A 15,300-nucleotide genomic window follows, 5' to 3' on the forward strand; every position below is an offset into this window, starting at 1 on the left:
GTTCGCGAACGCTCACCGGCATCCGGTCGCGTAGTCCGGCGGCGGCCCCCGGGCCGGTCAAGGCGGGATCCATGCTTATCACCTGCATCGCGCCGCCGTGGTACGCCGACGCCAGCGCCGGATGGTCGCCGGCGGGGTGAGTCACCGGCTCACACCACGTCGCCAACTTCGCCCGCCAGTCGGCCGCGAGGGACGGATCCGCAACCGACGCGACAACCGCCTCGACGTCATCGAGTAGCGGATCGCTGGCGACGAGCGTCGTCCACGAGTGCTCCCGCAACACATCGAGTGCGTCGCGGGCCGCTCCGCCGACGAGCAGGTCGGCCGCCAGTACGTCGGCGTCGGCGACGACCCGCGCGGGGCTCGGCTCGACGTCTCTACTCATGGGTCCTCGCCTCCGTCCGTGTCATCCGCTTCCCGATCACGCCGCTCCGCGAGCGCGGTGACGACGGCACTCTCGTCGACGTCGTACCCGGCCGCCCGCTCGAACAGCTCCTCGAAGGTCATACCGGACCGATCGTCGCCGCCTATATCGGTGTGTCGGCCAGGTGGGGCGACCTGTCAACTGACTATCTACCGAAATACGGGCGTCTGACGCGAATATAAGTCGCTCCGGTCGGTCGATCCCGGTAGGCGCGCGGCCCGGACCGGCTCCGGTTCGGCGCGCCGTTCCCCCGGTTTTCGCGTGTCGATCGACCCGCCCGTGTGAGCCATGGCGTCCCCGAGCGGATCCGCGGAACCGCCCGTTTTTATCACTTCGACCGTAGTGTGAGGTATGAGATCGCGAGACGAGCCGTTCCTCGATCGGATCCGACAACCCGAGTACACCGGCGAGAACCGGTGTCTCCCGTGTACTGCCCTCAACGTCGCTATCGCGTTCCTCGCGACGGCTCTCGTCGCCCCGCTCGGCCCCGTGGCCGTCGCGGCCGTGTTCTTCGGGTCGATGGGCTCGATCTACTTCCGTGGCTACCTGATCCCCGGCACGCCACGGCTCACGAAACGCTACCTCCCGGACCCGGTCCTCGAACGGTTCGGCAAGGCGCCTGCCGGCCCCCGCGACGGCTGGGAGGTAGCCGACGATCCGGCCGTGGTCGAGACGGGCGATACGGGAAGCGGACGTGACGCTGACGCCGGCGATGGGACTATCGACGCCGATGAGACCGCTACCGACGAAACCGCCGACGGCAACGATGAGGTCATCGCTGGTGACGATGAGACGGCTGCCGACGAAACCGCCGACGGCAACGATGAAACCGACGACGAACCCGAGTTCGAGACGGTCGAACGCATCCAAAACCGTCGCGAGAACGCGGTCGACCCGCTCGAGTTCCTCCTCGACAGCGGGGCGGTCGTCCGGACCGACGGGATCGAGGAGCTCGCGTTCGACGAGGCGTTCGCCGACCGAGTGGCGGAACACGTCGAGCGGCTCGACCGCGAGTCGGTCACGCCCGAGATACTCGCCGAGCTGTTCGACGTCGACCCCGCCGCGATCGAGTTCAAGGACCGGTCGTATCCGGCGGTCACGGTCCGCCGTCGCGTCCGGAAGTGGCCCGGAGACGGCGCGTACCTCGCGGACGTCGCCTCCCACCTCGCGCTCTCGGAGCGCACGGACCGATGGAAGGATGTCCCCGTCGAGCAACGGCTCTCGATCCTCCAGTCGCTGCGATCGTTTCACACGGCGTGTCCGGTGTGTGACGGGTCGCTCGCGGCGACCGCGGACACGGTCGAGTCCTGCTGTCTCGCACACGAGGTCGTCGCCATCCGGTGTGACGACTGCGGCGAGCACGTCCTCGAACTGAATCCGGAGGAGGTCGAGACTGCCGGCCCCGACACGGGTATTACGCCCTGAGGCGAGCGACCCGTCCCCGCGTCCGGCTCCTCCTTCTCACTCCCCGTTTCGTGACCCGATCTCGACCCGCGGGTCGAGCGAGCCGTACGCGACGTCTTGGACGAGGTTGCCGAGGACACCGACGCCGATCACGACGACCGTTCCGCCGAGCAACACCGGAAGGTCGCGCTCGTTGACCGCCTCGAGCAACAGCAGTCCGAAGCCGTCGATGCCGAACAACACCTCGATGACGAACGCCGCGAGGACGAGGAGCCCGAGCGCCTCCGTGAACAGCATCGAGACGAACGGGATCGCGGCGTTTCGGACGACGTGAGTGGCCATCCGGAGGCTGGATCCGCCCTTCGCACGGACGAGGGTGACGAAGTCGGCCACCGCATACTCCCGCGAGTGTGCCCGCGCGTAGCTCACGTACCCGCCCAAAAGCGTCGTGAACGCTAATAGGACCGGCAGCGCGTGGTCGTACAGGAAGGCCGGGCGGTCGATGACCCCCCCGACGGACAGCGAGAGGACCATCCCGCCGATCCAGAAGTTCGGCAGCGCGAACAGCAGGTACGCTCCCGTCACGCTCCCGTTCGCGACCCGACTCTCCGGGCGAAGTGCCGCGTACAGTCCGATCGCGACGCCGGCGAGGATGGCCAGCAACACGGCTGGCACCACGTACCCGGCTGTTCGGAGCGCAGCGTCGGTCACGAGCGGGAAGACGGGCTCCCCGCTCGCCTGTGAGACGCCCCAGTCGAAGGTGGCCATGTTCGCCATCCAGCCGAGGTACACCTCGTGGAGCGGGCCGTCGAGCCCGCGTGCGGCGAAGTACTCGTTCCTGATCGCGTCCAACGCCTCCGGATCGTTTTCGCCGGCGAACCGGGCCGCGCCGATCTGGCCTTGAAGCACCCAGTCCTCGGTGAGCGTGAACAGCGCGAATACGGACGTGAGAACGACCCATGCGGTGGCGAGCCCGAGGAGGCCGCGCTTCGCGAGGAGACGCAGGAGGCTCATCCGTGGTCGACCGCGGGACGGCCGCGAGTGGAGGGCGTTCGGCTGGACCGTGATGTCATGTGATCGGGACGGTCGTCTCCCGACCGTATAAAACTGATCCAGCGATCCGGTTCATCGGTCCACGACTGTCCACCGATCGCGCTCAGTATCTCTATTCATTTCGCGGGATGGGCGATTGTATGAACGCTGTGGTAGTGTGGATGAGTATCTTTAACACGGTAAAGGAGGAACGACTATCAGTCCCCCTCCAATGTCATCGGCCGACGAGTCCCCGCGATTCGAAGATATCGACTGGGACAGACACGAAAATACTCGACGATACCTGACCGCAGAACGCGCGGCACTGCTCGCCGGTCTCGTCGCCGTCGTGACTCTCCGAGCGTCGGAAGCCGTCGCGAGTGTACCCACCCTCCTCGCCGTCTGGCGGCTCGAACGCATCGACTGGGTGTTCCTCCTCGCCGCGGTCGTCGTCATCTCCTATGGGGTGGTTCCGCTGCTTCGGGTCGCGCGGGACCGCCTCTCGGTCGCGGCGCTCACGCGGTATCCGGCGGCGACGGTCGCCGCGGTATTCGTGCTCGTGCTCGCCGTTGTCGGCCTCGTCGGACCGCTTTTGACCGGCTACGCCCCGCTCCGATTTCAACACGCGTTCCACGCCCCGGTCGGCTTCGCGAGCTCCGTGCCGCCCAGCGAGTGTCTCGGCGCCGAAACGGGCGAGCCCTTCGAACGGCTCTGTCACGGCTCCTGGGAGTATCCCCTCGGGACGAACGAGCGAGGCCACCCCTTGGGATTCCTCCTGATCGAGGGCGCGCGCGTCGCCGTGTACGTCAGCGTCATCTCGCTGGCGTTCATCGTCCCGATCGCCGCAGCCGTCGGCGTCGTCGCCGGGATCCGCGGCGGGCTCGTCGACGATATCCTGAGCTCGTACGTCGACGTCCAGCTGTGTCTCCCGGCTATCCTCGTCTACTTCATCGGATATGCGTACTGGGGGCCCTCACTGTTGTTGTTGCTCGCCACGTTCGGCGTGTTGAGCTGGGGCGGGATCGCCCGGCTGGTCCGCAGCGAGGTGATCCGCAGGCGGGAGGACGGATACGTCCTCGTCGCGCGGAGCCTCGGCGCGTCCGAGTCGTACATCGCCCGCAAACACGTCCTCCCGAACAGCACGAACACGCTCGTTCCCGCGGCGTTCCAGCTGTTGGCCCTGTTCGTCCTCATCGAGGCGGGGGTCGCGTTCCTCGGCTTCCACCAGCTGGAAACGTACTCGTGGGGGTCGACGATCAGCGAGTCGATCAACGCCGAGGTCGCGGGACAGCTCCAGAACCGGGCGGACGTGCCTGCGTATCAGATCTGGTGGGTGTCGGCGCTTCCGGCCGCCGCCCTGACGGCGACCCTGATCGCGTTCAAAACGCTCGGTGACTGCGTCCGCGATGCCCTCGACCCGCGGGGTGAACGATGACCGCCGGGAACGCCCATGACGACGCGCTGTTGTCGGTCCGCGACCTCCGGACCCACATCGACACGGGTGACGGTCGCCTCCACGCCGTCGACGGAGTCAGCTTCGACGTCGCCGCAGGGGAGACGGTGTGTCTCGTCGGCGAGTCGGGCAGCGGGAAGAGCGTCACCTGTGAGTCGATCACCGGTCTCGTCCCCTCCCCGCCGGTCAACGTCGTCGGCGGCTCGGCGACGTTCGACGGTGAGTCGCTCCTCGGCCGCTCGGACCGGGAGCTTCGCGCCGTCAGGGGAACCCGGATCGCTCACGTCTTCCAGAACCCCCAGCGGGCGCTTGACCCCGTGTACACCGTCGGCGAACAGGTCGCCGAACCCGTGGCGATACACGGCACCCAGAACGGCGAGACGCCCCGTGATCGAGCGGTCGACCTCCTCCGGCGTGTCGGTATCCCGCGCGCGAGCGAGCGAGCCGACGACTATCCACACGAGTTCTCCGGCGGGATGCAACAGCGGGTCGCGATCGCCATCGCGCTCGCGGCCGACCCCGACCTCGTCATCGCGGACGAGCCGACGACGGCGGTCGATGTCACCGTTCAGGCGCGGCTCATCGACCTGTTCCGGGAGCTGACCGACGACGAGACCGCGCTCCTTCTCGTCACGCACGACCTCCGCGTCACCGCGTCGCTCGCGGACCGCGTGCTCGTCATGTACGGCGGAACGATCCTCGAACGCGGCCCGGTCGGTGACGTGTTCTCGATGCCGGCACACCCGTACACGCAGGCGCTGTTTGGCAGCTACGGGGAGCGTCAGGAGTCGACCGACCCCCGACCGGCGCGGGGTGACGTTCCGACGGACGGCTGTCGGTTCCGCGGCGAGTGCCCGCACGCGGTCGACGCCTGTACCGGCGGCGATCAGCCGGCGTTTCACCCCGTCGAGGACGACCCGGCACACGCCGCATCGTGTGTCCACTACGCGCCCGACGGCGACTCGTCGTCGATCCGTGCTGCTGCGGCCGCGTCGTCGCCAACGGGATCGGAGTCGCCGTCGGACGCCTCGCTGTCACCGGATCCGACACGCTCTGACGACTCCCGCCCGGGGGTGGACACGGATGAGTGACGACCCGTTGTTGGCCGTCCGCGACCTGGAGACCCACTACCCGATCACGAAGGGGTGGCTCCGCCGCGAGGTCGGCCGGGTCCGTGCGGTTGACGGGATATCCTTCGATCTCGCCCGCGGCGAAACGCTCGGGTTGGTCGGCGAGTCCGGTAGCGGTAAGACGACGGCCGCCCACTCGATACTGGGTATCGAGACCCCGACGGGTGGGGAGATACGCTTCGACGGGACGCCGATCGAGGAGCGCTCCGGCGAGTCGCTACGCGCGTTCCGAAGACGGGTTCAGCTCGTCGTTCAGGACCCGAACGACGCGTTGAACCCGCGGATGCCGGTCGGGGAAGCGGTCGCCGAGCCGCTCACGGTTCACGGGTTCGACGACGCGGAGCGTCGACGCGCGATCGCCGAGGACCTGCTCGAACGGGTGGGGCTCTCGGCGGCGGACCACGGCCGCTATCCTCACGAGTTCTCCGGCGGAGAGAAACAGCGGATCTCGATCGCCCGGGCACTGATCGTGAACCCCGATCTCATCGTGGCGGACGAGCCGACCAGCGCGCTCGACGCTCGCGTCCGGGCCGACGTGCTCGACCTCCTCGCCGACATCCGCCGCGAGTTCGATGTCGCGGTGTTGTTCATCAGCCACGACCTCGACGTCGTCCGTCGGTTCTGCGACCGGGTCGCGGTGATGTACCTCGGGGAGATCGTCGAACGCGGTCCGACCGACGCGGTGTTCCGTGACCCCGATCATCCGTACACCCAGGTGCTCCGGTCGTCCGTCCCGTCGCTCGATCCGACGGATCGGCGGCTCGGCAGACCGCTCACGGAGACGGTCCCGGAGCCGAGCGACCCGCCATCAGGCTGCCGGTTCCACCCGCGGTGTCCGGCCGTGATATCGCCGGACTCCATCGACCTTCCGCGGGAGACGTGGCGGTCTGTCGCGGCGTTTCGGTTCACGGTCCAGACCGGCGAGCTCCCGCCTGCGGTCGCACCCGGCCGGGATGCCGATGGATCGATATCGGCTGACACCGTCCGGGAGACCTTCGACCTTCCCGACGCCGTTTCGGACGACACGCTCGACGAGACGATCGACCGAGCTGCCGCCGCGATCGCCGACGGGAACGTCGAACAAGCGGGTACTATCCTGGAGGCCGGCGTGCCGACGCCGTGTGAGTCGACGACGCCCGAGGCGGTCTCGCGTGGCGACGGTCGAAGCGTTCAGTGTCTCCGCTTCGACCCGTCCGTCGATGCCGACCAGATCGCTGACGATGGCTCTCGCCTCGGCGACGACTGACGGGGGTTCGACCCGGTCGGCGTCGATCGGCTGTGTTATCGAATGATACGCACGGTCGTCTCGTCGGCCAATCCCTTTGCCGCCGAGTCGGTCGTGTTCACCGACGCACCGATGGTGTACTCCCCGGGCTCCGCCGGCTCCCAGTCGGTATCGGTCACACGGAACATCTGGTCCCACCGCTTGTGGAACCGCTTGTGTTCCCCGCGGTCGAACTCGAACCGACCGGTCTCGTCCGGCGGGTCGCGCAGCGGCACGGCGGATGCCTCCACGTCGCCGTCGACGTTCCACGTCCAGAGCACCGGGGACGCCGTGGTGAGCGACACCGGAAACGGGACGTGGTTGCGTATCGTGACCGTGAACGGGATCGATTCGCCGACCCCGTACTCCGACTCGGGCGTCGTCACGTCGACGGACACGAACCGGTGTCTGACGCCGTGCGGGACGAGGAGATCACTGAGCGTCGAGGAGGGGACCGAGCGCAGCGCCTGGAGCTTCGTCTCCCGTTTGATCTCGTTCGGCGCGCCCGGATCGTCGTCGTCACGGTGGATCGCGCCCGAGTCGTATATCCGTCGCATCGGCCGTCGTACGTGGTCGAGAAAAATAAAACGACGGACACGGTCGTCCGAGCGGGTTCGGCCGGTACCAGCGGTCGTTAGTCGTCCGCGTTCCCGCGGTCCGCGCTGGCTCCCGTGGTCGGTGCCGCGCCGCGGAACGTGTCCGTCGTCTCGTCGAACCGGTCGTCGTACCGGATACACGCGATGTCGTGTTCCGGTCCGGTCGCGTAGAACTCGGGGTGATGCTCCGAACACGGCGACGTGAACGCCTCGTCGAGCCGTTCGGCGGCCGCCTCGATCCGATCGTTGTGGAGCGCGTCGATCGCCTCCGTGATCACCGTTTCGGCCTCGGGGTCCCCCAGCGTCTCCGGGAGGTCGAACTCCGTACGGACCATCTCGTCGAACACGCTCCGTGCGGCCTCGGTCGCCTCCGTCCGGCTCCCGTCTGTCTCCCCTTCCAGCTCCGCGGTCACGGACTCCACCGTGTCCGCCTGTTGTGTCCGCAGCTTGAAATCCATGACCGAGCGCCACACCTCTTGTGTGAGGTCGTAGTCGGCGTCGCGGATCACTTTCGGACACCGCGTGTGGAACCGGCAGCCGGACGGCGGATTGAGCGGTGACGGCACCGTCCCGGTGAGGAATATCTGGTCTCCCTCCCACAACGGGTCGGGCTCGGGTATTGCCGAAAGCAACGCCTCCGAGTACGGGTGATACGGCGGTTCGAACACGTCCCGCGTCGGTCCGATCTCGGCGATCTCGCCGAGGTACATGACCGCGATCCGGTCGGAGATGTGCTCGACGACGCTGAGGTCGTGGGCGATGAAGATATACGACAGCCCGAACTCCTCTTGGAGGTCCTCCAACAGGTTGAGGATCTGTGCCTGGACGCTCACGTCCAGCGCCGACACCGGCTCGTCACAGACGATCACTTCTGGGTCGACCGCGAGCGCCCGGGCGATACCGATCCGCTGCCGCTGGCCGCCGGAGAACTCGTGTGGGTACCGGTTCGCGTGGCTCGCGTTCAACCCCACCGTCTCCAACAGCTCGTAGATTCGTTCCTTTCGCTCCTCGCCGGTGGCGATCCCGTGGATGTCGAGCGGCTCGCCGATGATGTCGCCCACGGTGAGTCGCGGGTTCAGACTCGAGAACGGGTCCTGGAAGATGTACTGGATGTCCTTTCTGACGTCGCGCAGCTCCGAGCTCGAGAACTCGGTCAGGTCCTCGCCTTTGAAGTACACCGAGCCGCCGGTCGGCTCGATGAGTCGGAGCATGCTCCGACCGAGCGACGTCTTCCCGCAGCCGGACTCGCCGACCACGCCCAGCGTCTCGCCCTCGTGCAGCTCGAGGTCGACGCCGTCGACCGCCTTTACCCACTGTGATCGGCCGAAGAGTTTGTCGATGAACCCACCGGTCGAGTCGTAGTACTTCTCGAGCCCGTCGACTTCGAGGATCGGCTCCCCGCGATCACTCACGGGAACCACCCTCCACGTACTGCCGAACCGTCTCGTCCACCGGCCCGTCTACCTCGACCGTGTAATCGAGACCTCTGGAGAGTCCCTCGGTGTACTCGACACAGGCGGCCGCACGTTCCGTCTCGATCCCGGCCTCGCGGTCGGTTTCGAGGTCGACAAGCGGCGGCTCCGTCCGGGTACACTTCTCCTCGGCGAACGGACACCGGGGATGGAAGCTACATCCCGAGGGCAGCTCGACGAGGTCCGGCATCGTCCCCGGGATCGTTTGGAGGCGGTCGCGCGGGTCTCCCACCCGTGGGATCGAGCTCATCAGCCCGACCGTGTACGGGTGTTTCGGGTCGTAGTACAGGTCCTCGACCGGCGCCTTCTCGACCGGCTTCCCGGCGTACATGACCATCACGCGGTCACACACCTGCGCGATCACGCCGAGGTCGTGGGTGATGAGCTGGATCGCGACATCGAAGTCGTCCGCGAGCTCGCTGAGCTCGTCGAGGATCTGTGCCTCGATGGTGACGTCGAGCGCCGTCGTCGGCTCGTCGGCGACGATGAGATCGGGATCACACGACAGGGCCATCGCGATGATCGCCCGCTGTTGCATCCCGCCGGAGAACTCGTGGGGGTAGTCGGAGAACCGTTCTTCGGCCTCCGGGATCCCTACCCGGTCGAGCAGCTGTATCGTCCGGTCCCGTGCCTCCGCCGAGCCGTAATCCATGTGGTGTTCGATCGCCTCGGCGATCTGTTCACCGACGGTGTACACCGGATTCAACGCGGTCTGGGCGTCTTGGAAGATCATCGCGATCTCGTTGCCCCGGATCGACCGGACCTCCTCTTCGGACATCTCGAGGAGGTTCTCGCCCTTGAATCGGATCTCGCCGCTCTCGATCCGGCCGGGACTCTCGATGAGTCGGAGCACGGACAGCGCGGTCACGCTCTTTCCGGCCCCGCTTTCCCCGACTACGCCGAACTTCTCGCCGCTGTCGATCCGATACGAGAGCCCGTCGACGGCGGTGACCACGCCCTCCTGCGTGTAGAACCGGACTGTCAGGTCCTCCACTTCGAGGAGAGCCATCAGTCGTCACCCCCGCGGCCGACACCCGTCTCCTGTGCGTCCAACGCGTCGTTGATACCGTCACCGATCATGTTCATCGCCATCACGAACGTGAAGATCGCCGCACCGGGGTACACCGTCGCCCACCAGGGGATCTGTCCGCCCGGCCCCTGGATCAGCGTCTCGCGTGTCTCGTCGAGCATCGTCCCCCACTCGGCGGTGCTCGGGTCCATCCCGAGCCCTAGGAAGCCGAGTGCGGCGACGCCGATCACGACGCTGCCGATGTTGAGCGACGCCAACACGATGAGTGGCGGCATCGCGTTCGGCGCGATGTGTCTGAACACGACCGATCGGTCGCGCGCGCCGAGCGCTTTGGCCGCCATCACGTACTCGTTCTCCTTGATTTTCAGCACTTCACCGCGGACGAGCCGACCGTAGCCGGCCCAGCCGAAGAGGCTGAACGCCAGCACGAGCTGCCAGTAGCCGCCGCCGAGGATGGCGACGATGATGAGCGCCAGGATCAGGCCGGGGAACGCGAAGATGGTGTCGACGATCCGCATCATCACTTCGTCGACGTTCCCGCCGTAGTAGCCGGAGATGGCGCCGTAGATCAGCCCGAACGACGCCGTCAGTCCGACGACGATGAAGCCGATCGAGATGCTGTATCGGCCGCCGACGAGGATCCGGGAGAACAGGTCACGCCCGGAGCCATCGATACCCATCGGATACTGCCAAGACGGCGGGTCGTAGATTCCGACGTTCGGGTCGACCGTGAAGTAGATGATCGTAGTCGGGTCGTACGGCGCCAGTGAGAACGGCTGGACGACGTAGCCGCCGATCTCGATCGGCCGTGCGAAGATCGCGATCAGCGACATCAGGACCACGACAACGAGCGCGCCCATCGCCGAGCGGTTACGGACGAACCGCTGGAGGCCGCGTCGCCATCGGCTCATCGTCTCACCGCTCGTCTCACCTGTCCAATCGGAGAGGGGTTCCCGGTTTCGGACGCGATCCGCGTCGAACCCGGAGATCCGGATCCGACCTCGTTCGTCGGTAGGGTTGTCGGTGTCAGTCATATCTGATCCTCGGGTCGAGTGCGGCGTACAGGATGTCCGCGATGAGGTTCGCGACGATGACGAAGAAGCCGGTGAACAGCGTGATCGCCATCACGACGTTGATCTCACGTTGGTTGATCGCTTGGATGAACTCGAAGCCCAGCCCCGGCCAGTTGAACACGGTCTCGACGACGACGGAGCCCGCCACGATCCCTGCAGTCAGGGTCGCGGCGAGCGTCACGACGGAGATGAGCGAGTTCCGGAGCACGTGTTTGAACACGACCGTTCGCTCGGGAAGCCCCTTCGCGCGGGCGGCAGTGACGTACTCCTTGTTCAGCTCCTCCGCCATTGACGTCCGCATCACCCGCATGATACTCGCGGCCGACGCCGTCCCGATCGTGACCCCCGGTAAGATGAGATACCAGAGCATCTCGGGGTGATACAGCGGGAGCCGCGACGGTGGTAACACCGGGAACAGGCCGACGTATAGCGAGAATATCAGGATCAACATCAGCCCGAGCCAGAAGTTCGGGATCGAGATGCCGGACAGTGCGATGAAGCGGCTTACCGTGTCACCGAGGCGGTCCTTGTTGACCGCCGCGTAGATCCCTGTCGGGATCGCAACGACGAGCGCGAACACCCAGCCGAAGATACCGAGCGCGATCGTCTCAGGGAGACGCCGCCAGACGATACCCGAGACGTCACGTCCCGTGCGGAGTTCCTGTCCGAAGTCACCGACCATCACGTTCGTGATCCACGTGAAGTACTGCTCGTAGACGGGGCCCGAAAGCCCCCACCGCTCCCGGAGCTGTGCTTCTTCTGCCGCGGAGACGTCCGGGTTCAACGCGACCAGCTGCGAAATCGGATCGCCGGGGGTCAGATGGAACAGCCCGAACGTGATCACGGACACGCCGAACAGGATCGGGATCACCGATAGTACGCGTTTCAGTATGAAACGTTGGAGGCTCATCGTCGCTGGGTCACCGTGGTGGGGTCATTGGTAAATGGTGGGTGGGTTGGCTGTCTGTTCGGTCGGGAAGAGAGCGTTCCGCCGACCGCGGTTCGGCGGCTGGCTTACTCCGCGTGGTCGTCCGCGACTTCCTGGAGCAGCTCCTCCGCCCGTTCGGGGTCGTACTCGTTCGTCGGCCGGATCTCGTCTTCGAGCGCGTCGTGATCGACGGTCCCGGAGCCGTGTGCCAGCTCGGGAAGGTCCGTCCAGGCGGGGCGGCCCCAGCCGTTCAACACGTTGTCGACGATCTGCTGGCGCGGAACGAGGTGGTTGATCGCTTGCCGGACGCGGCGGTCGTCGAACGGTTCGACGTCAACCGGGTACTGGATGTACTCGTACCCGCCGGTTTCGACGCCGTGGACGAGGTACCCGTCGTCGGCGTCGAAGTCGTCGAGCGTCCCGCTGGCGAGGCCGTACGTGATGTCGATCTCGTCGTTCTGGAGTGCGCCCGAGCGCGTCGCGTCGTCGGGAACGATCTCCAGCTCGAAGCGGTCGACGACGGGGCCATCCGGGAAGTCGGCCGAGCCGTCGAACCAGGAGAACGCCTCCTCGACGCCCTTCTGTTCGACCCAGTAGTCGTCGAACTTCTCGACCTCGTAGAACTGCTCGTCCTCGAACTCGTCGAACTCGTACGGACCCGTCCCGATCGGGATGTTCCCTTCGCGCGGATCGAGGTTCCCCTTCTCGATCTCGTCGAGTTGGGTGGAGTTGAGAATGAGGAGCCCGGGCAGCTCGCGGTCGCCCTCGGCGTCCGGAACCTGTGCGTACATGTCGACCGTGTACTCGTCGACTTCGGTCACGGCCAGCACCGAGTCGTACGTCTGCGGCGCGAGCTGGGAGCCCTCGGCGTACTCGTACGTTGCCACGACGTCCTCGGCGGTGAGTTCGTCGCCGTTGTGGAACTCGACGCCCTCGTGCAGCTCGTAGCGGAAGTGCATCCCGTAGGTGCCGTCCTCGGCCGCCTCACGAGCGTCCTCGTGGGTGAGGATGTCGACTTCGCCGTCCTCGGCTTCGCCCGTGATGATAGCGTATTCGTCGCCGGCGGGCACACCGTCCTCGGTCGCCTCGACGGTCCGCATGTACTCGTCGTACACGGAGCGGTCGATGTCTTGGACGTCGAGCAGCTCGAAGTCGCGGGCGAGCCACGGGTAGATGTTCCCCTGGGAGTCGGTCGCGGTGAGCGCCTCGAAGAGGAACCCCTGTGCCATCGTCGAGGTCGTGTCGCTGCTGTGTGGCGGGTCGAACGAGTCGACGTTCGCGCCGAGGCCACCGCGGAGCGTGCCTCCCTCCTGGAGGTCGGAGATGTCAGCGTCGAAGTCCGCCGCGGAGTCGCGGTCGAGCCACATGACCTGCTCGTCCTGCGGGGCGTACATGTTGTAGCTGAAGAGCCCCTCGTTGAAGGGCCACATGTTGAACCCGTGAACGTCCGTGCTGGCGACGGCCGTCGCGAGGTCGAAGTGCGTGATGGAGCTGTACGCTTCCTCGGCGAGCGTTCGCCAGATCTCGTCGTAGCGCTCCGCGCGCAGCTGCGGATCCTCCGCGACGTCGGCACCGTATCGAGCCGTGTCGAGGAGCTCGTCGAGATCGGAGTCGGAGATGCCCGTGAGGTTACAACACGCGCCGATGTTCGCGGTGTTGTGGAGCGCGTCACAGAAGCTGTGCGGGTTGAACGTCCCCGACAGCCCGATACAGGGAACGATGTTCTCGCCGTCGGGATATCGGGATCGAGGACGCGGCCGACGTACGTGTTCCACTCGTACGTCTCGACCTCCGTCTCGAAGTAGCCGGTCTGCTCCATCGATTCGGCGATGAGCTCGACCAGCTGGACGCGGTCGTCGTTGTCCGCGTTGACTTCGAGCTGGACTTCGAGCGGGAACAGTCCGTCTTCGTCACCTGGACCTTGGGGGCCTTCACCCTCTTGATCACCACATCCGGCCAGCCCGGCAGCGCCGGCCGCGCCGATGGTGGTGAGGACCCTACGTCGATTTATCGTCCGGCTATCGCCGGAGCCTTCGTGCCGACTTGGCATACCATGTTACTTCTACCGATCACTATAATATGTTACGAATACTGTCTCGTACGGTTGTCACGCCCTGAAACTGACGATTTCTCCAAACACCTCTGAAAAACTGCTGAAATTATCTTATATATACCCTCTGTGGAGAGTAATAATTGCATCTATCGGATCCGGACTGCATATGATTTCTTCTATCGACTCGGACGGCGTCGGTAGAACGGTCGTACTGAGCTGCTGTTCTCCGGATCACTCAACGTGATCATTAGCGGGAAAGGGAGAGCCTAGGCCGGGATTTGAACCCGGGCTCTCGTCCTTACCAAGGACGCGCTTTACCGCTAAGCTACCCAGGCGCAGTCGTTCGTTGTCCGGAACCGACTTTAGGGGTTTCGATCCGGCTTCGGTCCCGGACCCGTCGGGCGGTGCCGTCGTGTTCAGCGGTCGGTCGCGCTGACGGCCCGATCGGAGATATCCGCGATCCGGTCGGCGGTCGTCTCGGGGAGTGCGCGTCCGGGTGGCGGGAACTCGCCGTCGTAGTCGGCGGCGAGCTCGCGGGCGTACTCGAGCAGCTCCGCGGGAGGGTCCCCGCCGACGGCCGTCGTCCCGGCGACGACGGCGAGCTCGAGAGCATCGACTTCGAGACTCCTATCGAGGGCGACCGCCGCTTCGGGAGCGATACCCTCCCGGTTACGCTGTGTCTGGTCCCGGCCGAACGCTCGGACGACCTCGACCGCCGCGCCGGCGGCACCGGTGTGTGACAAAAGCGAGAAGCCACGGGAGACGAGCACCTCGGCGGCGAGCACGTCCATATCCGCGTCGATGTCGGCTTCGGCGGTCGCCGCCGACTCCCAGGGCTCCTCGTGGGACAGGCGGCGCGTGAGCCGGAGCCCCTCGTAGATGAGCTGGACGCCGGCGGCCCGGTCGACGACGTCGTCGGGGTCTACGTCCGGGTCGAGCGCGCGCGCCGTCACGAGCGACAACACCCCGGGCGTCACCGCCGCGTCCGCGAGCAGGTCGTCGAGGGTCTCCCGGAGGTAGTCGGGCTCGATGTCCGCGAGCGCTTCGAGCGCGGCGTCACGCGCCCGCACGACGTCGTCCATTACTATCGCTTCGTTCGACAGGGAAGGGCAAAGACCTTTGGAAACCGCCCCCACCGGAGTCCATGGTTCGGAGTCACGGGGACGGCTCGGTCCGCGTCCTCACGCTGGATCGTCCCGAGAAACGGAACGCGCTCCGCCCGAACGACCTCTCCGAGCTGGCGGCGGCGGTCGAGGCGGCGACGGAGCCGGTCATCTACCTTCACGGTGCCGGATCGGCGTTCTGTGCCGGGGCCGACCTCGACGCCGTTTCCACGCTCGACGACCCCGCCGCGTTCGCCCGTTTGGGACAGCGGGTCGCGTCGACCCTTGCGAGCACGGACGCGGTCGTCGTCTGTGGCGTCGACGGCGCTGCTCGCGGT

The 15,300-nt window shown here is 66.3% G+C and carries 14 protein-coding genes, 1 tRNA gene and 1 pseudogene; 5 read left to right on the forward strand and 11 right to left on the reverse strand.

Features of this window, described 5'->3' with window-relative positions:
* Together ACFQEU_RS04820 and ACFQEU_RS04825 are read right to left on the reverse strand one after the other, a co-directional pair.
* The coding region (locus ACFQEU_RS04820; RefSeq protein ID WP_465261116.1) for a DUF7384 family protein at positions 1-385 on the reverse strand (385 nt) is incomplete at its 3' end.
* Positions 382-507, reverse strand: a complete 126-nt coding sequence (locus tag ACFQEU_RS04825) for a hypothetical protein (protein ID WP_379779814.1) — start codon at positions 505-507, stop codon at positions 382-384. The genes ACFQEU_RS04825 and ACFQEU_RS04820, both read right to left, overlap by 4 nt.
* A gap of 268 nt (positions 508-775) precedes the next feature.
* Here ACFQEU_RS04825 and ACFQEU_RS04830 point away from each other — a divergent pair, with 268 nt between their 5' ends.
* Positions 776-1,849, forward strand: coding sequence for a DUF8054 domain-containing protein (locus ACFQEU_RS04830; protein WP_379779815.1), 1,074 nt, complete (start codon positions 776-778; stop codon positions 1,847-1,849).
* A 36-nt stretch (positions 1,850-1,885) separates the two neighbouring features.
* Here the strand turns inward: ACFQEU_RS04830 and ACFQEU_RS04835 are convergent, their stop codons facing one another.
* Positions 1,886-2,842 carry an ABC transporter permease gene (locus ACFQEU_RS04835; RefSeq protein WP_379779816.1) on the reverse strand — a complete coding sequence of 319 codons (957 nt, stop codon included), beginning with the start codon at positions 2,840-2,842 and terminating at the stop codon, positions 1,886-1,888.
* A gap of 250 nt (positions 2,843-3,092) precedes the next feature.
* Here ACFQEU_RS04835 and ACFQEU_RS04840 point away from each other — a divergent pair, with 250 nt between their 5' ends.
* From ACFQEU_RS04840 to ACFQEU_RS04850, 3 genes are read left to right on the forward strand one after another with little or no spacing between them, the layout of a single operon-like run.
* Positions 3,093-4,295, forward strand: a complete 1,203-nt coding sequence (locus ACFQEU_RS04840) for an ABC transporter permease (RefSeq protein WP_379779818.1) — start codon at positions 3,093-3,095, stop codon at positions 4,293-4,295.
* Positions 4,292-5,404: an ABC transporter ATP-binding protein gene (locus ACFQEU_RS04845; RefSeq protein WP_379779820.1), complete on the forward strand. Its 1,113-nt coding sequence runs from the start codon at positions 4,292-4,294 to the stop codon at positions 5,402-5,404. The genes ACFQEU_RS04840 and ACFQEU_RS04845 overlap by 4 nt, the downstream gene beginning before the upstream one ends.
* Positions 5,397-6,689, forward strand: a complete 1,293-nt coding sequence (locus ACFQEU_RS04850; RefSeq protein ID WP_379779822.1) for an ABC transporter ATP-binding protein — start codon at positions 5,397-5,399, stop codon at positions 6,687-6,689. The genes ACFQEU_RS04845 and ACFQEU_RS04850 overlap by 8 nt, the downstream gene beginning before the upstream one ends.
* A 35-nt stretch (positions 6,690-6,724) precedes the next feature.
* Here the strand turns inward: ACFQEU_RS04850 and ACFQEU_RS04855 are convergent, their stop codons facing one another.
* The 8 genes and pseudogenes from ACFQEU_RS04855 to ACFQEU_RS04890 form a co-directional block, all read right to left on the reverse strand.
* Entirely contained in the window at positions 6,725-7,264 is a 540-nt protein-coding gene (locus ACFQEU_RS04855; protein ID WP_379779824.1) for a hypothetical protein, read from the reverse strand.
* Positions 7,265-7,341: 77 nt separating this feature from the next.
* A complete protein-coding gene (locus ACFQEU_RS04860) occupies positions 7,342-8,715 on the reverse strand; it encodes an ABC transporter ATP-binding protein (protein ID WP_379779826.1) in 1,374 nt (457 codons plus the stop codon).
* Positions 8,708-9,784 carry an ABC transporter ATP-binding protein gene (locus ACFQEU_RS04865; protein ID WP_379779828.1) on the reverse strand — a complete coding sequence of 359 codons (1,077 nt, stop codon included), beginning with the start codon at positions 9,782-9,784 and terminating at the stop codon, positions 8,708-8,710. Before ACFQEU_RS04865 ends, ACFQEU_RS04860 begins: the two co-directional genes overlap by 8 nt.
* The gene (locus ACFQEU_RS04870; RefSeq protein ID WP_379779830.1) at positions 9,784-10,839 is read right to left on the reverse strand and encodes an ABC transporter permease; all 1,056 of its coding nucleotides are present in this window, start codon (positions 10,837-10,839) and stop codon (positions 9,784-9,786) included. Before ACFQEU_RS04870 ends, ACFQEU_RS04865 begins: the two co-directional genes overlap by 1 nt.
* A complete protein-coding gene (locus ACFQEU_RS04875) occupies positions 10,832-11,788 on the reverse strand; it encodes an ABC transporter permease (protein WP_379779832.1) in 957 nt (318 codons plus the stop codon). Before ACFQEU_RS04875 ends, ACFQEU_RS04870 begins: the two co-directional genes overlap by 8 nt.
* 104 nt (positions 11,789-11,892) lie before the next feature.
* Positions 11,893-13,649 (reverse strand): annotated as a pseudogene (locus ACFQEU_RS04880) (ABC transporter substrate-binding protein).
* 473 nt (positions 13,650-14,122) lie between these two features.
* Positions 14,123-14,194 (reverse strand) — tRNA-Thr (locus ACFQEU_RS04885).
* Positions 14,195-14,275: 81 nt separating this feature from the next.
* Entirely contained in the window at positions 14,276-14,941 is a 666-nt protein-coding gene (locus ACFQEU_RS04890) for a DUF7114 family protein (RefSeq protein WP_379779834.1), read from the reverse strand.
* A 62-nt stretch (positions 14,942-15,003) separates the two neighbouring features.
* On the opposite strand from ACFQEU_RS04890, the gene ACFQEU_RS04895 reads away from it, so the two are divergent.
* The coding region (locus tag ACFQEU_RS04895; RefSeq protein ID WP_379779836.1) for an enoyl-CoA hydratase/isomerase family protein at positions 15,004-15,300 on the forward strand (297 nt) is incomplete at its 3' end.

It is taken from the genome of Halorubrum tibetense, from assembly GCF_042661865.1.
In the GTDB taxonomy this organism is placed as follows: domain Archaea; phylum Halobacteriota; class Halobacteria; order Halobacteriales; family Haloferacaceae; genus Halorubrum; species Halorubrum tibetense.